Raw genomic sequence first — 16,222 nt, 5'->3', positions numbered from 1 at the left:
TCATGGACTCGTGGAATCGTGACGTTGATTGTTGAAATCGGAAACGTGATGGAGGTGAAGGTTCGTGGACTCGTAAAGGTGCGGAGACGAATTCACTGCCGCGACGGCAATGCGAGGGAGTCGTCCCGGTATCCGGTGGCGCACCGGGCGAATGTCCGGAGCAGTTCGTGCATGCGGAAGTGACCGGCAGCCTCCTCTTCGAGCAGGCCCGCGTCCGCCAGCCGCTCCAGGATTTCCTCCGCAGGCAACGGCGGTATCCGCAGAAGGCGCGCGGCGCCGGCGACCGAAAGCGGGGACGGCGGGGCGCCGCCGACGCGGAGGAACGCGTCCGCGAGGCGGGGATCCAGCCGCTGCAGGGCGTCGCCCAGGACCCGGGGCACCGACATCCGCGGATCGTCGGGCAAGGACAGCCGGCGCATCGGGTCCTCGCGCAGCCAGGCCACGCAGTCGGCGACGGCCAGGCGCGGGCGGGTGAGAAGCCGGGCGGCCGCGATCCGCAGAGCGAGAGGAAAGTGACCGCAAGCGCCTGCCAGTTCGCGGACGGCCTCCGGCTCCGCCCCGGCCCGGACGTCCCCGAGGGCGGCCGACAGCAGTTGGCACGACTCGTCCTCGGCGAGGGCGTCCAGGCGCGTGGCCCAGCCACCGTGCGCCGCCACCAGCCCGGCCAGGCCGAGCCTGCTGGTGAGGACCGCGGCACTGCCCGTGCCGGTCGGCAGCAGCGGCCGGACGAGGGCGGGGTCCGCCACGTCGTCCAGGATCAGCAGCACTCGGCGGTCCGCACCGCAGGCACTTGCTGCGCCGCTCGCCGCCGCCATGTCCTCCAGCTCGGCGGCGACTTCCGCCGACGTGCGCGGCGTGCCGTCCGTCCGCGTCATGCGGACCGCGAACCGGCCGTCGGGAAAGTGGTGACCCACGAGCTGGGCCACGTGCAGAGCGAGTGCCGTCTTGCCGATGCCTGGGGCACCCGACACCACCACCAGCGCGGGGCCCGAGCGGTCGGAGGTGAGACGGGCCGCGATCGCGGTGCTCTCGGCCGTCCGCCCGGTGAAGGAGGAGACGGCGGTGATGGGGAGGGGAGAGGGCAGCGGGAGGGGAGGGCCGGACGCCGGAGGAAGGGGCGGTGGGGTGACTGCGGCGGGAGCGGGGGCGGCGGTTGGCGGAGGTCCTGGCGGTGGTCCGGGCGGGGACCCCAGGACATCACCGCGCAGGATGCGCAGCTCCAGGCGCTGCAGCGCGGGGCCGGGGTCCACCCCGAGTTCCTCACGCAGATACCGCTTGACCTCGCGGTACTCGGCCAGGGCATCGGCCTTCCGTCCACTGCGGTAGAGCGCCTCGATGAGCTGTTCCCGGAACCGCTCGTGACCGGGGTGCGCCCGGGAAACGGCCCGCAGTTCCACGAGGGCCTGGCCGCAGCGGCCCAGCAGCAGCTCGATGTCGCAGGCCCGCTCGACGACCGACAACCGCTCCTCGACGAGCCCCGGCAGCTCGTCCCGGCGCAGGAAGTCCGAGGGGACGTTGGACAGCGGCGCGCCCTGCCACAGTGAGAGCGCCTCCCTGAGCAGGTACAACTCGGCCTCGGGATCCTGCGCGGCCCGCGCACCGGCCCGCAGTTCCCGGAAGCGCACCAGGTCCAGGGCGCCGTCCTCGACCACGACCCGGTAGCCGCCGGGCACGGACTCGATGACCGCCTCGGCGATCCCGTACTTGATGAAGGTCTTGCGCAGCCGCAGCACGCACGTGTGCAGGGCCGCCTTGGCGGACGACGGTTCGTCGTCACCCCAGATCGCCTGCCGCAGGAAGTCCGTCGGGACCACCGCGTCCGGGTGCAGGAGCAGAGAGGCGAGCAGAATCGTGGGCTTGGACGGCGGGAGGACGACCACCTCGGGCCCGTCGGCGATCCGTAACGGGCCGAGAACCTGAAAGCGCATATTCTGACACCCCCAATGATGGCTTATAGGTATCCAGAATCCGGACACACGGACCGTGGACACACGGGCATACGGACAGACGGCACCGGACGCCACGGGACGCACTCACCGCGACGCCTGCTTCGCTCCCAGAGTCTGCATCACGTAATCCGCCACTCGCAGTGTCGTGAGTTCCAGTGGTGGTGCGGGCGGGGGTCGGGGCGCGGTCGTGGCGTGAACCGGCCGGGAAGCGAAAACGCGGAATGAACTCGCCTCGAAGAAAAGGCGGATGACAAGGGCTGGTCAACGTCACCCAGATCAGGTAGAAACGGGCAGAGCAATGATCGTTTTCAAGACAGGCCCGTGAATCCATGGAAAATCAGGACCAGCGTCCCGAGCGCCCGGCGACGGTCACGTGCGCCCCGCACGCCCAATCCGTCAGCCGGCTGCTGCGCGCTTGGAGGGAACGCGTCGACCGGCGACGCATACCCGAACTGCGCCGCTGGGGACACCGGTCCGGAACGCGGATGTCACAGGCCGACGTGGCCAGACTCACCGGCGTGAGCGAAGGCTGGTACCGCGCCCTGGAGACCGGGGCACCCCGCGAATTCTCGGACGCCTTCCTGCTCCGGGTCGCCGAGGCGCTGCAGCTGAGCGAGACCGAGACCCTCACCCTCTTCCTCGGCGTCTCGGGCCGCCGCCCGCCCGTCTCCGGCACGCACGACGGCCTGCCGACCGCCGACCCGGCCACCGTCGCCCTCCTGGAGCACCAGGCCCCGCACCCGGCCTACCTCTCCGACGCCGCCTGGAACATCCTCGCCGCCAACTCGCCCATGACCGAGTGGTTCCCCTTCGCCCTCGGCCCCCGGCCCAACCTCATGCGCTGGGCCCTGACCTCGGCCGAGGCCCGCGAACAGATCCTGGACTGGGAGGACACCTGCGCCCGCACCTACCTCCCCATGCTCCGCGTCGCCAGTCACGGTGCCCCGAAGAACGCGGAGATCCGGGCCCTGATCGACGAGATCCTCGACACCAACGGCACCTGCCGCCGCATCTGGGCCGAGCAGCACGCCGTGGTCGAACACCCCGGAGGCCACCGCCTCCGCCTGCGCCTGCCCTGCCACGGGGGTGCGGAGACCCAGGTCACCAGCCACGTCCTCGTCCCGGCCGAGCAGCCGGACGTGCGGTTCGTCATCGTGACGACGGTGGACTGAGGGTCGCGCATGCCGGAGAACCGGCCCCCCTGAGATCCGTCGGGGTAATCCCCCATTTCCTCGATCGGATGTTGCCGGTCCCCTGCATCCGTCAGCAGACTGGAGCCATGGCAGGCGATCTCTCCAGAACAGTTGACTCTTCACTCCGTCGTCATGTGTCCGAGCAGCGGGTATCCCACCGGGACCGGGACCAGGCCGTGGAGATCCTCCGGGTCGCGGCCGGTGACGGCCGGTTGACGATCGCCGAGCTGGACGAGCGCGTCGAAGCGGCGATGGCGGCACGCACCGCCTCCGACCTCGCGGTGCTGACCGCTGATCTCCCCCTTGAGGGGATGCCGCCGCAGGCCCGCGAGGTGATCCGGATAGACCAGCGCTTCGGAGAAGGCAAGCGCACCGGTCGCTGGCTGGTTCCACGCCGGATGGAGATCCGGCTGAAGTTCACTGACCTGAAGCTCGACTTCACCGAGGCCGTGATCACCCACGACGTCCTCCACATCGAGGTCGATCTGCGCATCGGCGGAAATCTCACCCTGGTGACCGGACCGGGGATCGTGGTCGATGCCGACGACGTCACCTACAGCCGCGGTGAGATCAAGGTCCACCCGCTTCCCGGGCCGGAGGAGGGCCCGGTACGGCTGCGCGTGGTGTTGTCCGGCAGGTCGACCGGCGGTGACATCGTGGCTCGCCATCCGCGACGCACGCCTGGGCAGTGGCTCCGGCGCAAGCCTCGTTCGGGCGGGCAACCCCCGCTGACCGGCTGACGGAGCACCCGCCTCCGTCGAGGGCCCACGCGATGGTGTCCCCGGCGTGAGTCGGCCGACCTGTTGGTGAAAACCCTTTTCGTTGGGGCCTGTTGTCAGGGACTATGAGCGGCGGATTGTGACGGGGACGACCGGGAGTGGCTCCCGCTCCCCGCGACAACACCGGAAGTCTTTGAAGCCCCGAAGGGAGAGCAAGCCCATGAAGCACGCTCGAGGAAGTCTCTGGAGAGTCCGGTTGTCCGCCCTGGCCGGGTTCCTCGCCCTGGTGGCAGTAATCGTTCCCTCCTCGGCGGCACACGCTGCCGGCGGTGCCCAGGCGGCCGGCCCCGTCGAGCCCGGCGTCCCCTACTACCTGGTGGCCACGAAGCTCGACCGGGGCATCACGGCCGGAAGAACCAGTGAGTACGGGGACCTGGTCCACTACACGGAACGAGCCGGGGACCAGGGAATACCCGTAGTCTTCGAGAAGGACACCAACACCACGTGGGGCGAGGGCTATCAGATACGCCTGCAGCGCCGGGGCAGCGCCACCATGCTCTGCCACACTTACTACCGTTGGATCGCCCTGATGGACAGCTGCCGGCAGAATCCCTGGATGCTGGAACCCAGCGGGGACGCGTTCCGCCTGAAGACCCGGTGGGACGGTTCCTACCTGTACCTCGCGGCGTCCCCGACCTTCCCGGGCGACAAGACGCTCTACTGGCAGGACCGGTACGGAAGCGGTGACCTCAACGTGATGGAGTTCAAGCTGGTCAAGGCGCCGCGATAGGACGTACGCCCGCCCGTACGCCCGACGAGGGCTTGGTGGCCGGACGGCAGGCGCACCCCCGAGTGGTGTGCCTGACGTCGGTCCCTTCCTCTCGCTTGAAGTCGTCGGTCGGTCGGCTCGGTCGGCCAGGTGCCGGCGGTATGCGGCTTGCCGGATACTCCGTTGCTCGATCGAAAGCTGTTCGGCAGCATGGCGCCCATGCAACGCCATGAACATGCCGGACCCATGGCGCTACGCGCCATGCAGGACCTGGCCACCCGCACCTTCCCGGCGACCGGCTACCGGCACATAGGTGACCTCACCTGGAATTGGTGTCTGTCCCTCGACCGCGACGACGAATGCCCGACGGCGGTCTGGACCGAAGGCGGCCGAACGCTGGCCTGGGGCTGGCTGGATCCACCGGACAGCCTGATGCTCCAAGTCGACCCGGACCATCCGGAACTGGCCCACGACGTCCTCGCCTGGGCCGAACGAGCGGCAGTCGGCCGCCCGCTGCACGTCGAGGTGGCCGGCACTGAATCACACCTGGTCGAAGCGCTGGAAAAGCGGGGATACACGCGCGCTGTCGACGGCCCGTTCATGGCATGCCTCGACCGTGCCCTCACCGAACTGCCGGAGGTTCCCCGTCTGCCGGACGGCTATGCGATCCGGGCCCAGCATGACGACACCGACGTGGCCGGCCGTGCGGCCGCACACCGTGCGGCCTTCGGATCGACCCGAGTCACCACCGAACGCCATGCCCGCATGAGGGACGCCTGGCCCTATCGCCCCGAACTCGATCTCGTTGTGACGGCGCCCGCCGGAGACGTCGTGGCCTACTGCCAGGGCTGGTACGACGAGGTCAACGCAACCGGTGCCTTCGAACCGGTCGGCACCCATCCCGACCACCGCCGTCTGGGCCTGGCCCGGGCCGTCTGCACCGCGGTGCTGCATGCCTTCGCCCGTGTCGGCGGCCGGCGCGCCATCGTCTGCTCGCGAGGCGATGCCGCCTATCCCGTCCCCAAGCGGCTCTACGAATCCATGGGCTTCACCACGCACACCCGCACCCACACCTTCGTCGGCCGGCGCAAGCCATCGGACTGAGGCGTTCTGTCGCCCGAGGCCAGGCGGGCGCGCTCTTGTCAGTGCCGTATGACAAGGTCTGTCGCACGAGCACGGAACGGAACAAGGAGTTCAGGATGACGGGGGCCTGGGACAAGGCGCGCGTAGTGGAGCTGGCACGGCAGCTGAGGGCGGCGGAGACCGGCGGCTGGAGCGGGCCGGAGCTGCGGGCGGTGGTGGAAGCCCTCGGATGGCAATGGCACGACGGCGCCGCCGGTCCGCGGCTGGTTACGGGTACGCAGCCGGACGCGTCCCCGCACTGGACGCCCCGGCTGCGCCCGGTGGGCCGCTTCGAGAAGGACTACGTGCACGGCGGCGAGGAGTACGTCGGGCTGTATGTGCCCGTCGCGCTGCCGGAGGGCGGAGCCGCGGAGAAGGCCGCGGCCTTCCGGACGGTCGGCGAGGCGCTGACGGAAGAGTTCGGCCCCGCCTCCATCATGGGCGCATACGGTGACCCCGGCCCGTTCTACGATTCAGCCCCGCTGTGGGGCAGCCCGTTCCGCCGCTGGCGTGAGCGGGAGAACACGCTGGAGCTGCACGCCGGCGAGCACGGCCCTGAACTGCTGCTCCAGCCGACCGATCCGGCGGAGAACTGGTTCTGGCGGCAGGGACACGGCGAGCACTACGCCCTCGGCGGGTTCTTCGGATCCCGCCGCGACTCCTCGAACGCGGGCCTGGGCTTCCCGGGCCGCTGGCGCACCGACGACTGGGACGTCTTCTCCAATACCCTCGGCGACTTCCTCGACACCCTCCCGGCCGAGACCCACGCCCTCGGCATCGAGCTGGACTTCGGCTTCCACGCCCTGGTGCCCGGCACCTACGGCCCGATCCTGTTCAACCTCCTCTGCGGCGAACGACTGGAGATCATCTACGACCCCGAGCGGCTCGGAGAGGGCATCACCGACCCGGCCTCCTTCGGCTGGATCCCCCACACCACCCGCCCGGCCGCCCTGGACCACTGGCACGAAGCCCCCTACCACTCCGGGGACTTCGGAATCGGCGAGGTGAACGGCCGCCGACTGTCCCGCATGATGGTCGACACCCTGCGTGACCTGGGCGTCTCCTCCCCGAAGGACCTGAGCTTGACGGATCACGCGCAGCAGGTGGGGGACTACCACGTCACCTACTACGGCCTGACCTTGCAGGAGAACCCCTAGCCGGGACGCGCCGTGGTGGCGCATGGCCGCGGTGCAACGGCGGGGTGACCCGCCGTTGCACCGCAGCCGGGTGGTTCAGCCGGCCGTGCGATGCTTCCGCCACATCTGCACGGCGATCCAGCCCTGGACGATCGCTCCGGCAGTGAAGGCCAGCAGGCCCGGTTGCAGCTGTTTCGTCAGGAAGAGGGTGGCTGCCGCTGCGAGGGTCAGCAGTGCCACTGCGGCACACCAAGCACGCACCCACCTGCGGCGGACGGGTCGGGGGTCCGCCCACGTGAGAGCGCACATGAGTCCGCACGTGCTTGTGCTTACGAGTGAGACGAGTACCACCACAGAGCCGATGGCCGGCGTCAGGATGTAATTACCGGGCAGATGGAAGAGCCACACCTGGCCGTCGTAGATCGGCAACAACAGAGCGAGGGCCATCAGCACTGCCGCACAGAGGAACGGCCGGGCGTAGAGCTGAGTCGACTCCAGGGCTGCGTCCGGCGAGGGGGTCACGACCAACGACCGGTGCAGTCGTACCGCCGCGGTGACCTGGAGTACCGTGCCGGAGACGAGGCACAGGGTCCCCACCGTAGGGCGGGGCGTCGCGCCGAGTGAGGACAGGACGCTGACGAGGTATAGCACTGCCAACGCCGTCAGCAACGCTACCGCACCGCACCATTGACGCAATCGGCGCCGACGAACGCGAGCAGACCCGCGGACGATGAGGGTGCCCGTCACCACGCAGCTGATGACGCTGACCACGGCCAGTGCAAGGGCTACGGAACCGATCGGCTGCCAGAGCAAGTAGCCGCTGCTGCGTATGCCCGGTGGTATCACAAATGAGAGGGACAACAGCGCCGCTGCCCAGAAGAACGGCCGGGCGTGCACGACTGCAGGGGCAGCCTGGGGCTTGTCCCGCGGCTGCTCCACCGGTTTCGGCTCCGGCTCCGGTTCCGGTTCAGGCTTCTTCGCTGATGTAGTTTTCGCAGCCGAAGGTTCCGTCGCGCCGGCGACACCTCGCCTCCCCGCCCTCATGCCCTGGACCTGGACTCGGACGTCGACCTGACCGGTCACCGCCTGCAGGGTCAGCGTGCCTGTGTGCGCCCCGTGCTCCTGCACCTTCGCGGTCAGCTCGAGCCCATCGGCTGTGGACCGTGTCGTCAGCCAGGGCTCCGCACTCGCCTGCAAAGTGGCGAGTACGACCGGCGGGCCCTCCACCGCGAGGTGCGCCGGCTTCCCCTGCTTGCCCACCGGCACCTGCCCCAGGTCGACGGCGGAGGTCACCGGTCTGGGTCGAGCCCGTTGAAGTGCCCGGGCGGCGTTGTCCGCCACCCGGCGGCTGTCGTCGCTCTCCAGCTGGGACAGCGCCCTGTGTGCTGCGAGCGCGAGGCCCAGATCGGAGCCTTGCAGCAGGGTGCTCAGGTCGTTCACGGCCCACAACTTCTGTTCGCGGCTGTCGGACCCGACAGCCGCGGCCAGTCCCTCGGGCAAGGGGGAGGCCCGGGTGGCACGCAGCTTCGCACGGGCGATGGGGAGGTTTCCGTGGCCACCGAAGAGCCACAGCTGCGGGGTCTGGCGGCAGGCCAGCGCGTCCAGGCGTTCGCTCACGTAGTCCGCCAGCTCGGACAGGCCGATGCTGCCGTCCCCGTCGCGATCCGCCTCCCCACTGCGCAGCCCGTGTACCAGCGCGCCCGTGAACATCGACGGCCCTCTCGCAGCGCCGGGCTTGCCGGCCACGGGCTGGTCGCCCTCGAAGGCGTACTCCACCGCACTGGAGGCGGTGAAGACGGCTCGCCCCCGCCTCTCCTTCGTGCGCTGCAGGTCGGTGAAGCTCTCCTCGACGTGCGCGTCCGTGCCCGCCCGGGCGAACATGCCGCGCTCGAACGCGCCGGCGTAGCAGCAGTCCAGGAAGACCACTGCGCACTGGGCGCGGCTGTCGAGCATCTGCTCGCTCACGAACTCGGCGGGTACGGCGGTCGACGCGAGCCGGGCCCGGTTGGTGTCGGTAGCGGCGAGGAAGAGCTTGCCCGCGCTGTTCTTGACTCCGTGGCAGGAGAAGTGGAGCAGCAGCGTGTCCTTGGGGGATCTTTCTGCGAAGAAGTCCTCCACTGCTGTGCGCAGGCGCTGGGCGGTCGGATCGGAAAGGACTTCGACGTCGAAGTCGCCGATGGTCTCGTCGCCGAGCACGTCGGCGAGCTCTGCCGCATCCTGTGCGGGTGCCCTCAGGGCGCCCAGTCCCGCGTCGCCGTAAGTGCCGGTGACTACGACGAGGGCGTGCCTGTTCCGCTCGTTCATCGGTCCGCCTTCCCGGCGGCGCAGGACGCGATCCACGCGTCGGCCCGCGCGCCGCGCAGCTGACGTGCCCGGCCTGCCGCGCGCCGATGCTGCTGACCGCCCCCTCAAGCGGGGGCTGTGCGGAGGGAAGGAGCGGATTCAGCGCCTCGCCCGAATGCTCACGCCTCGTACCGCCACGCGGCACGCTCCTCTCCGTCCAGTCTCGCACCGCCACCGCGCTGCGCACAGCCCCTGAGGCCCATGACAATGGTGGCGCATTCAAGGACCAAACGTTCGGTTGACTGGGTTCGCGGGCCGCAGCGGCGTCGTTGATGGCTGGTTGACATGGAGTGCGCTCCAACACCTAGCTTCCTGGGCAGATGGTTCAGAGCTCAGGAGGCAACACCATGAACAACGTCCCCACCCGCCACCTCGGCGAACTGGCAGTCTCTGCACAGGGCCTGGGGTGCATGGGCATGAGCCACGGCTACGGTGCCGCGGACGACGACCAGTCGATCGCGACGCTGCGCCATGCGCTCGACCTCGGGGTGACCTTCTGGGACACCTCCGACTTCTACGGCACCGGGCACAACGAGGAGCTGATCGGGCGGGCCGTCGCCGGGCGCCGCGACGAGGTGGTGCTGGCCACGAAGTTCGGCTTCGCCAACCGGCTGGGCGAGCCCACCCTGGTCCGCGGCGACGCCGCCTACGTGCGGCAGGCCTGCGAGGCGTCGCTGCGCCGGCTCGGGGTCGACCACATCGACCTCTACTACCAGCACCGGGTCGATCCGCAGGTGCCGATCGAGGAGACCGTCGGCGCCATGGCCGAGCTGGTGCAGGCCGGCAAGGTGCGTCATCTCGGGCTGTCCGAGGCCGGCGCGCAGACCATCCGGCGGGCGCACGCGGTGCACCCGATCGCCGCACTGCAGAGCGAGTGGTCGCTGTGGACCCGCGACCTGGAGGCCGGGATCGCCCCGGTCTGCCGCGAACTCGGCATCGGCCTGGTCCCGTTCTCCCCGCTCGGACGCGGCTTCCTGACCGGCCGGTACAACTCGGTCGAGGGGCTGGCCGAGACCGACGTGCGGCGCAGCCAGCCGCGCTTCGCCGACGGCAACCTCGAACGGAACCTGGCGATCGTCGCGAAGCTGAACGAGCTGGCCGCCCAGAAGGGCGTCACCGCCGGTCAGCTCGCCCTGGCCTGGGTGCAGCACCGGGGCGACGACGTGGTGCCGATCCCCGGCACCCGGCGGCAGCGCTACCTGGAGGAGAACCTCGCGGCCGTGGCCGTCGAGCTGTCCCCGGAGGACCTCGCCGCCATCGAGGCCGCAGCCCCGGCCGAGCAGGTCGCGGGCACCCGCTACGACGCGACGAGCCTGACTTTCGTCAACGGCTGAGCCCGCCTGGTTCCTCGCCCCGGGCGCCCGCCCCACGGGCCGCTTCCGGGGCCGGGCCCCGGCCGGCCCGGCCGCTCGCCAGGCGCCCACTCAGTCCGGCTTCGGCCGCGAGCGCAGGTGACGCATCTGGGCGTGGCTGAGGTCGTGCGCCCGTCGCATGTGCCGGGTGATGATTTCGAGCTCGTCCTCGGTGTGGCTGTCGAGAAGCGCATGCCATGCCGGAGCGAGGTCGTCCCACACCGCGGCGACCCGGGCGATGCGCTCGGGCACCGGGGTGACCAGGACCCTGCGGCGGTCCTGGCTGTCGGGTGTGCGGGCCACGTAGCCGCCCCGTTCGAGCCGGTCCACCAGCCGGGTGGCCGAGCCCGTGGTCAGACCGGTCAGGTCGGCGATCTGTCTTACGGTGAGCGGCTCGGGCTCGGCCGTCAGCAGGCTCAGGCACTGCACGTCCGTCGGATGCAGGTCGAGGTGATCGGCGACAGCCTGGTTGAACAGCGCGTACGCCGCCAGGTAGCGGCGGGACTCCGTCGACAACTCCTCGTAGAGCCGGGACCGGCGCGAGTCCGTCACATGGATCACACTCCCAATCGCTGCGTGACGCAGCGATATCTCATAGTCTTCTGCATGGCGCAGTTGATGCGCCGCGCAGTTATTCTACTTCTCGGGGAGAACCATGCTCACCGCCGCCGTCACCGGGGCCACCGGAGCCCAGGGCGGAGCCACCGCCCGCGCGCTACTGGCCGCCGGCCAACGGGTGCGGGCCCTCACCCGCCGGCCCGCCTCGCCCGCCGCCGACACCCTGCGCCGCCTGGGAGCCGACGTGCACCACGCCGACCTCGACGATCCCACCACCCTTGAGGCCGCCCTCGCCGGCGCCGACTCCCTCTTCGCGGTCACCACCCCCTTCGGCACCGGCACCGCCACCGAAACCCGGCAGGGCAAGGCCCTCATCGACGCTGCGGCAGCAGCCCGCCTCGGGCACGTCGTGTTCACCTCGGCGGCCCACGCCGACCGCAGCACCGGCGTCCCGCACTACGAGAGCAAGCGCCGCATCGAGCAGCACCTGCGCACATCCCGCGTGCCCTGGACGGTGATCGCCCCGGCGGCCTTCATGGACAACTACGCCGGTGGCTGGACCCTCGACGGACTGCGCGACGGCGCCTTCGCCTGGCCCATGCCCGCCGACCGGCCGCTAACCCTCATCCCCGCCGCCGACATCGGCGCCTTCGCCGCACTGGTCCTCCAGCGCCGCGAGGAGTTCAGCGCCCAGCGCATCGACATCGCCTCCGACGAACGCACCCCCGCCCAGATCGCGCAATCCCTCGGGGAAGCCATCGGCCGCCCGGTCGCTCACCACGAAGTCCCCCTCGCCCACGTCCGGACCCGCTCCACCGACCTGGCAGCCATGTTCGAGTACTTCACCACCTCCGGCCTCGACGTCGATGTCGCCGGGCTGCGCCGCGACTACCCCGAAGCCGGCTGGCACAGCTTCTCCGACTGGGCCGCCGGCCAGGACTGGGCCGCGCTTCTGTCCTCCGCGTCCTCCGCGCCCTCACCTCAGTGACAGCCCCTGCCGGCCGCGTGAGCTGACCGTCGAAGTGGACTGCTGACGCTCCACGGGGGAGCCTGTAGACATGCGGTGGCTCTTCCGCTCGCCCCCTCGACCAGGAACGGGCGCCCACAGCAGGGGCCTGTTCAGGCTGGGGCAATGCCTACCGTTCATGCTCGCCCTGCTCGTGATCGGCATCGAGTTCTCACCCGCGCACTTCCTGTACACCGGCCCTGTGCTCACTGCGACGCCGGCGCTGGCGGCGGTCACGATGGGCCCCAAGGGCACCGTCGCGGCAGCGGCAGTCGCCACGGCCGTCAGCGTGTGCACCGCGACCTACAACCAGGCGTGGGGCAGCCAGCAGGTCCACACCAACTTCCTCGCCCTTTTCCTGGTGTCCGCGGCGAGCATCACGACGAGCAGCGCCGTACGTACGCGCAGGCAGCACGAGCTCGATCAGGTCCGCCGCATCGCCGCCGCCGCGCAGGAGGTCGTCCTCCGGCCCGTACCCGAGCGGCTGGGCTCCCTCCGGTCGGCCAGCATGTACCTCGCGGCCGAGAAGGGCGCACAGATCGGCGGCGACCTGTACGAAGCCGTGCAGACCCGGTACGGGGTCCGGCTGCTCGTGGGGGACGTCCGGGGCAAGGGACTGCCCGCCGTGCGCGCGGCCGCGGCCGTACTCGGCGCTTTCCGGGAGGCCGTCCACTACGAACACGACCTGGCCGAGGTCATGGACCACTGCATGGCCTCACTGAGGCGGGAGCGCGCCGTACCGGGCGCCTTCGCCGAGGAATCCCTGGTCGAGGGCTTCGTCACCGCACTCGTGGCCCAGGTGCCGGACGGGCCCGTCGTCGACGTGGTCAACCGCGGCCACCCGCCCCCACTGGTACTGCACGGGGGCGAGGCCCGGATGCTCATGCCCACGTCCCCGCAGCCGCCCCTGGGGCTCGAGGACGTCGTCATCGGACTCTCCGAGGCGGAGACCTTCCCGTTCGCCCCCGGCGACCGCCTCCTGCTGTACACCGACGGCGTGATCGAAGCCCGCAACCGCGACGACGCCTTCTTCCCCCTGGCCGAAGCCGTGGAAGCGGTCCACCCGGACACCACCCCGCAGGAGTTCCTCGATCACCTGCACCAGGGGCTCCTCCGGTACACCGGGGGCAGCCTGGCGGACGACGTGGCGATGCTCCTCGTAGAAAGGAGCGAGGACGCCGACCGGCACAACGAGGCAGTCGCCGACTGACACCACAAAGAATTTCCCACGGCGATGTCGAGAACCCGTGACCGGCTCCGTCCCCGCAGTGAATGCGGCCACAATGGGCCGCGCCAGCACCGAGGAGAACACGATGGCCAAGTACTTGCTGCTCAAGCACTACCGCGGCGCCCCGGCTCCGGTCAACGACGTGCCCATGGACCAGTGGACGCCGGAAGAGATCTCGGCCCACGTGCAGTACATGCAGGACTTCGCGGCCCGGCTCGAGGGAACCGGCGAGTTCGTCGACGGTCAGGCGCTCGCCCCCGAAGGAGCGTGGGTCCGCTACGACGGCGAGGGACGCCCGCCGGTCACCGACGGCCCGTTCGCCGAGACCAAGGACCTCATCGCCGGCTGGATGATCATCGACGTCGACAGCTACGAGCGCGCCGTCGAGCTGGCCGGGGAACTGTCGGCCGCCCCCGGGGCCGGCGGAAAACCCATCCACGAGTGGCTCGAGGTGCGCCCGTTCCTGACCGCCCCGCCCACCATCACGGAGTGACGACGAGTGACGTCCCAGGTGAACGAGGCCCTGCTCCGGAGCCTCACGCCGAGCGTGCTCGGGATCCTCGTCCGCCGCGGAGCCGACTTCGCGGCGGCCGAGGACGCCGTGCAGGACGCGCTGGTCGAGGCGGTCCGCGTCTGGCCCGCCGGCCCGCCGCAGGACCCGAAGGGCTGGCTGATCACCGTGGCCTGGCGCCGTTTCCTCGACGCGACCCGCGCGGACGCCTCCCGCCGCCGGCGCGAGGACCTCGTCGACGAGGAGCCGGCACCCGGGCCCGTGTCCGCGGTGGACGACACGCTCCAGCTCTACTTCCTGTGCGCCCACCCCTCGCTGACGCCCTCGTCCGCGGTCGCGCTCACCCTGCGCGCCGTCGGCGGGCTGACCACCCGCCAGATCGCCCGGGCCTACCTGGTGCCCGAAGCCACCATGGCGCAGCGCATCAGCCGGGCCAAGCGCACCGTCTCCGGCGTGCGGTTCGACCGGCCCGGCGATGTCGCCACCGTGCTGCGCGTCCTCTACCTGGTCTTCAACGAGGGCTACTCCGGCGACGTCGACCTCGCCGCCGAGGCCATCCGGCTCACCCGGCAGCTCGCGGCCGCGATCGACCACCCGGAGGTGGCGGGGCTGCTCGCCCTCATGCTGCTCCACCACGCCCGGCGCGCCGCCCGGACCGCGCCCGACGGCAGCCTGGTGCCGCTCGCCGAACAGGACCGCGGCCTGTGGGACACCGAGTCGATCGCCGAGGGAGTCGGGATCCTGCAGGCGGCCCTCGCCCGCGACCGGCTCGGCGAGTACCAGGCCCAGGCCGCCGTCGCCGCACTCCACGCCGACGCGCCCACCGCCGAAGAGACCGACTGGGTGCAGATCGTCGAGTGGTACGACGAGCTCGCGCGCCTGACCGACAGCCCGGTCGTCCGGCTCAACCGCGCCGTGGCCGTCGGCGAGGCCGACGGACCACGCGCCGGCCTGGCGGCGCTCGCGGCGCTGGACGACTCACTGCCCCGCCACACCGCGGTGGCGGCGTACCTCCACGAGCGCAACGGCGACCTGGCGACAGCGGCACGCCTGTACGCCGAGGCGGCCCCCAAGGCACCCAACCTCGCCGAGCGCGACCACCTGACCCGCCAGGCCGCCCGGCTCAACGCCCGCCGGGCCGTTGACGGAACGCGCTCGGGGGCGTCCGGTCAGGCGGCGGCGTCGGCCAGCCACAGGTCCGGGCCGAAGACCTCGTAGCGGATGTTGCGGGCAGCGATCCCGCCACGGAGCAGCTGCGACCTGATCTCCCTCATGAAGGGCAGCGGGCCGCACAGGTACACACGCGCGTCGGCCGGCAGGCCCAGCCCGTCGAGGTTCATCAGCCCCGTCCGGGAACCCGGCACCGCCGGCGTGGGCCGCTCGTACCAGAACGTGGCCCGCGCGGCGGGCAGTACGTCGACCAGCCGGGTCATGTCACCGCGCAGGGCGTGATCGGCGGGGGAGCGGTCGGCGTGCAGGACCCTGACGGAGCGGGTGGACGCGGTGGCCGCGAGGTGCTCCAGCATGCCGGTCATCGGGGTGCAGCCGATGCCCGCGGAGACGAGCACCAACGGCCCGTTGCTCTCGTCGAGCACTACGTCGCCGAAGGGAGCCGAGACGGTGAGTTCGTCGTCGGCCTGCAGGGTGCGGTGCAGCAGGTTCGACACTCGCCCTCGGGAGCACCGTCACCGTGGACGCGCTTGACGGTGATCCGGCGGACCTGGTCGCCGGGCGCCGAGGACGGACTGTACTGGCGCAACTGGTGAACGCCGTCGGGCATCTTCACCCGCATGCTGACGTACTGCCCCGCACGGGCCCGCGGCGCCGGGCCGCCGTCGGCCGGGCGCAGCAGGAAGGAGACGGTGTCGGTGGTCTCCTCCCGCCGCTCCAGGACGGTCCACTGCCGCCAGGGATGCCCGGGCCGCACCTGCGCTTCGAGGCAGAGACGGGCCTCCTGGGCGATCAGGGCCCCGGCCATCAGCCGGTAGACCTCGTCCAAGGCGGCCGCGACGTCAGGGGTGACCGCCTCGCCGAGCACCTCTGCGATGGCGGCGAAGGCCCCTGCCAGCGCCCGCCGCTGCGCACCGCCGGCCTGGTTGCCGCGGTTGAACATGCCGTCCAGCAGCTCGGGATGCTCGGTGAACATCGTCGCGTAGAAGCGGGTGGTGATCCGGTCCAGCTCCCTGGCGACGGCGGGCAGGGTGGGCGGGTGCACGGAAGATCGGGGACCAACGCCCCGGCAGGAGGGGCCGCCCGGTCCCCGGCGCACCCCGAAGACCGGGACCATCAGCCCCTGCCCGTTGACGCCGCGCTGACCCGAACGGCCCGGTACCCCG

At 70.9% G+C, this 16,222-nt stretch carries 13 protein-coding genes and 1 pseudogene; 10 read left to right on the top strand and 4 right to left on the bottom strand.

The features are described 5' to 3' along the window. Positions 1 to 92: 92 nt before the first annotated feature. Complete coding sequence (locus ACFPP6_RS09290; protein ID WP_382038978.1) at positions 93 to 1,928, bottom strand: BTAD domain-containing putative transcriptional regulator; 1,836 nt, start codon at positions 1,926 to 1,928, stop codon at positions 93 to 95. A 350-nt stretch (positions 1,929 to 2,278) separates the two neighbouring features. Between ACFPP6_RS09290 and ACFPP6_RS09285 the strand changes: the two genes are divergently transcribed. The 5 genes from ACFPP6_RS09285 (at position 2,279) to ACFPP6_RS09265 (ending at position 6,909) form a co-directional block, all read left to right on the top strand. Next, the gene (locus tag ACFPP6_RS09285; RefSeq protein WP_382038976.1) at positions 2,279 to 3,121 is read left to right on the top strand and encodes a helix-turn-helix transcriptional regulator; all 843 of its coding nucleotides are present in this window, start codon (positions 2,279 to 2,281) and stop codon (positions 3,119 to 3,121) included. Between the two features lie 68 nt (positions 3,122 to 3,189). Next, the gene (locus tag ACFPP6_RS09280) at positions 3,190 to 3,882 is read left to right on the top strand and encodes a DUF1707 SHOCT-like domain-containing protein (protein WP_382038974.1); all 693 of its coding nucleotides are present in this window, start codon (positions 3,190 to 3,192) and stop codon (positions 3,880 to 3,882) included. 199 nt (positions 3,883 to 4,081) lie between these two features. Then, the gene (locus ACFPP6_RS09275) at positions 4,082 to 4,651 is read left to right on the top strand and encodes a hypothetical protein (RefSeq protein ID WP_382038973.1); all 570 of its coding nucleotides are present in this window, start codon (positions 4,082 to 4,084) and stop codon (positions 4,649 to 4,651) included. Positions 4,652 to 4,813: 162 nt separating this feature from the next. After that, positions 4,814 to 5,734: a GNAT family N-acetyltransferase gene (locus tag ACFPP6_RS09270; protein WP_382038971.1), complete on the top strand. Its 921-nt coding sequence runs from the start codon at positions 4,814 to 4,816 to the stop codon at positions 5,732 to 5,734. A gap of 95 nt (positions 5,735 to 5,829) precedes the next feature. Beyond that, a complete protein-coding gene (locus ACFPP6_RS09265; RefSeq protein ID WP_382038969.1) occupies positions 5,830 to 6,909 on the top strand; it encodes a hypothetical protein in 1,080 nt (359 codons plus the stop codon). Between the two features lie 75 nt (positions 6,910 to 6,984). Here the strand turns inward: ACFPP6_RS09265 and ACFPP6_RS09260 are convergent, their stop codons facing one another. Further along, positions 6,985 to 9,192 carry a caspase family protein gene (locus ACFPP6_RS09260; RefSeq protein ID WP_382038967.1) on the bottom strand — a complete coding sequence of 736 codons (2,208 nt, stop codon included), beginning with the start codon at positions 9,190 to 9,192 and terminating at the stop codon, positions 6,985 to 6,987. Positions 9,193 to 9,578: 386 nt separating this feature from the next. On the opposite strand from ACFPP6_RS09260, the gene ACFPP6_RS09255 reads away from it, so the two are divergent. Then, positions 9,579 to 10,565, top strand: coding sequence for an aldo/keto reductase (locus tag ACFPP6_RS09255; RefSeq protein WP_382038966.1), 987 nt, complete (start codon positions 9,579 to 9,581; stop codon positions 10,563 to 10,565). A 90-nt stretch (positions 10,566 to 10,655) separates the two neighbouring features. Here the strand turns inward: ACFPP6_RS09255 and ACFPP6_RS09250 are convergent, their stop codons facing one another. Continuing rightward, positions 10,656 to 11,144, bottom strand: a complete 489-nt coding sequence (locus tag ACFPP6_RS09250) for a MarR family winged helix-turn-helix transcriptional regulator (RefSeq protein ID WP_382038964.1) — start codon at positions 11,142 to 11,144, stop codon at positions 10,656 to 10,658. Positions 11,145 to 11,238: 94 nt separating this feature from the next. Here ACFPP6_RS09250 and ACFPP6_RS09245 point away from each other — a divergent pair, with 94 nt between their 5' ends. From ACFPP6_RS09245 to ACFPP6_RS09230, 4 genes are all read left to right on the top strand, one after another. Next, positions 11,239 to 12,129 carry an NmrA/HSCARG family protein gene (locus ACFPP6_RS09245; RefSeq protein ID WP_382038962.1) on the top strand — a complete coding sequence of 297 codons (891 nt, stop codon included), beginning with the start codon at positions 11,239 to 11,241 and terminating at the stop codon, positions 12,127 to 12,129. A gap of 157 nt (positions 12,130 to 12,286) precedes the next feature. Then, positions 12,287 to 13,357: a PP2C family protein-serine/threonine phosphatase gene (locus ACFPP6_RS09240; protein ID WP_382038960.1), complete on the top strand. Its 1,071-nt coding sequence runs from the start codon at positions 12,287 to 12,289 to the stop codon at positions 13,355 to 13,357. Positions 13,358 to 13,460: 103 nt separating this feature from the next. Continuing rightward, positions 13,461 to 13,868, top strand: a complete 408-nt coding sequence (locus ACFPP6_RS09235) for a YciI family protein (RefSeq protein ID WP_382038958.1) — start codon at positions 13,461 to 13,463, stop codon at positions 13,866 to 13,868. A gap of 18 nt (positions 13,869 to 13,886) precedes the next feature. Then, positions 13,887 to 15,104, top strand: a complete 1,218-nt coding sequence (locus ACFPP6_RS09230) for an RNA polymerase sigma factor (RefSeq protein ID WP_382039242.1) — start codon at positions 13,887 to 13,889, stop codon at positions 15,102 to 15,104. Here the strand turns inward: ACFPP6_RS09230 and ACFPP6_RS09225 are convergent. Continuing rightward, positions 15,056 to 16,101 (bottom strand): annotated as a pseudogene (locus ACFPP6_RS09225) (hemin transporter). The gene ACFPP6_RS09230 and the pseudogene ACFPP6_RS09225 sit on opposite strands and share 49 nt — an antisense overlap. Positions 16,102 to 16,222: the final 121 nt, after the last annotated feature.

Source organism: Streptomyces aureoversilis, assembly GCF_042657885.1.
Taxonomy (GTDB): Bacteria; Actinomycetota; Actinomycetes; order Streptomycetales; family Streptomycetaceae; genus Streptomyces; species Streptomyces aureoversilis.
The sequence above is the reverse complement of the archived record's forward strand: the minus strand, read 5'-3'. Positions and strand labels throughout refer to the sequence as shown.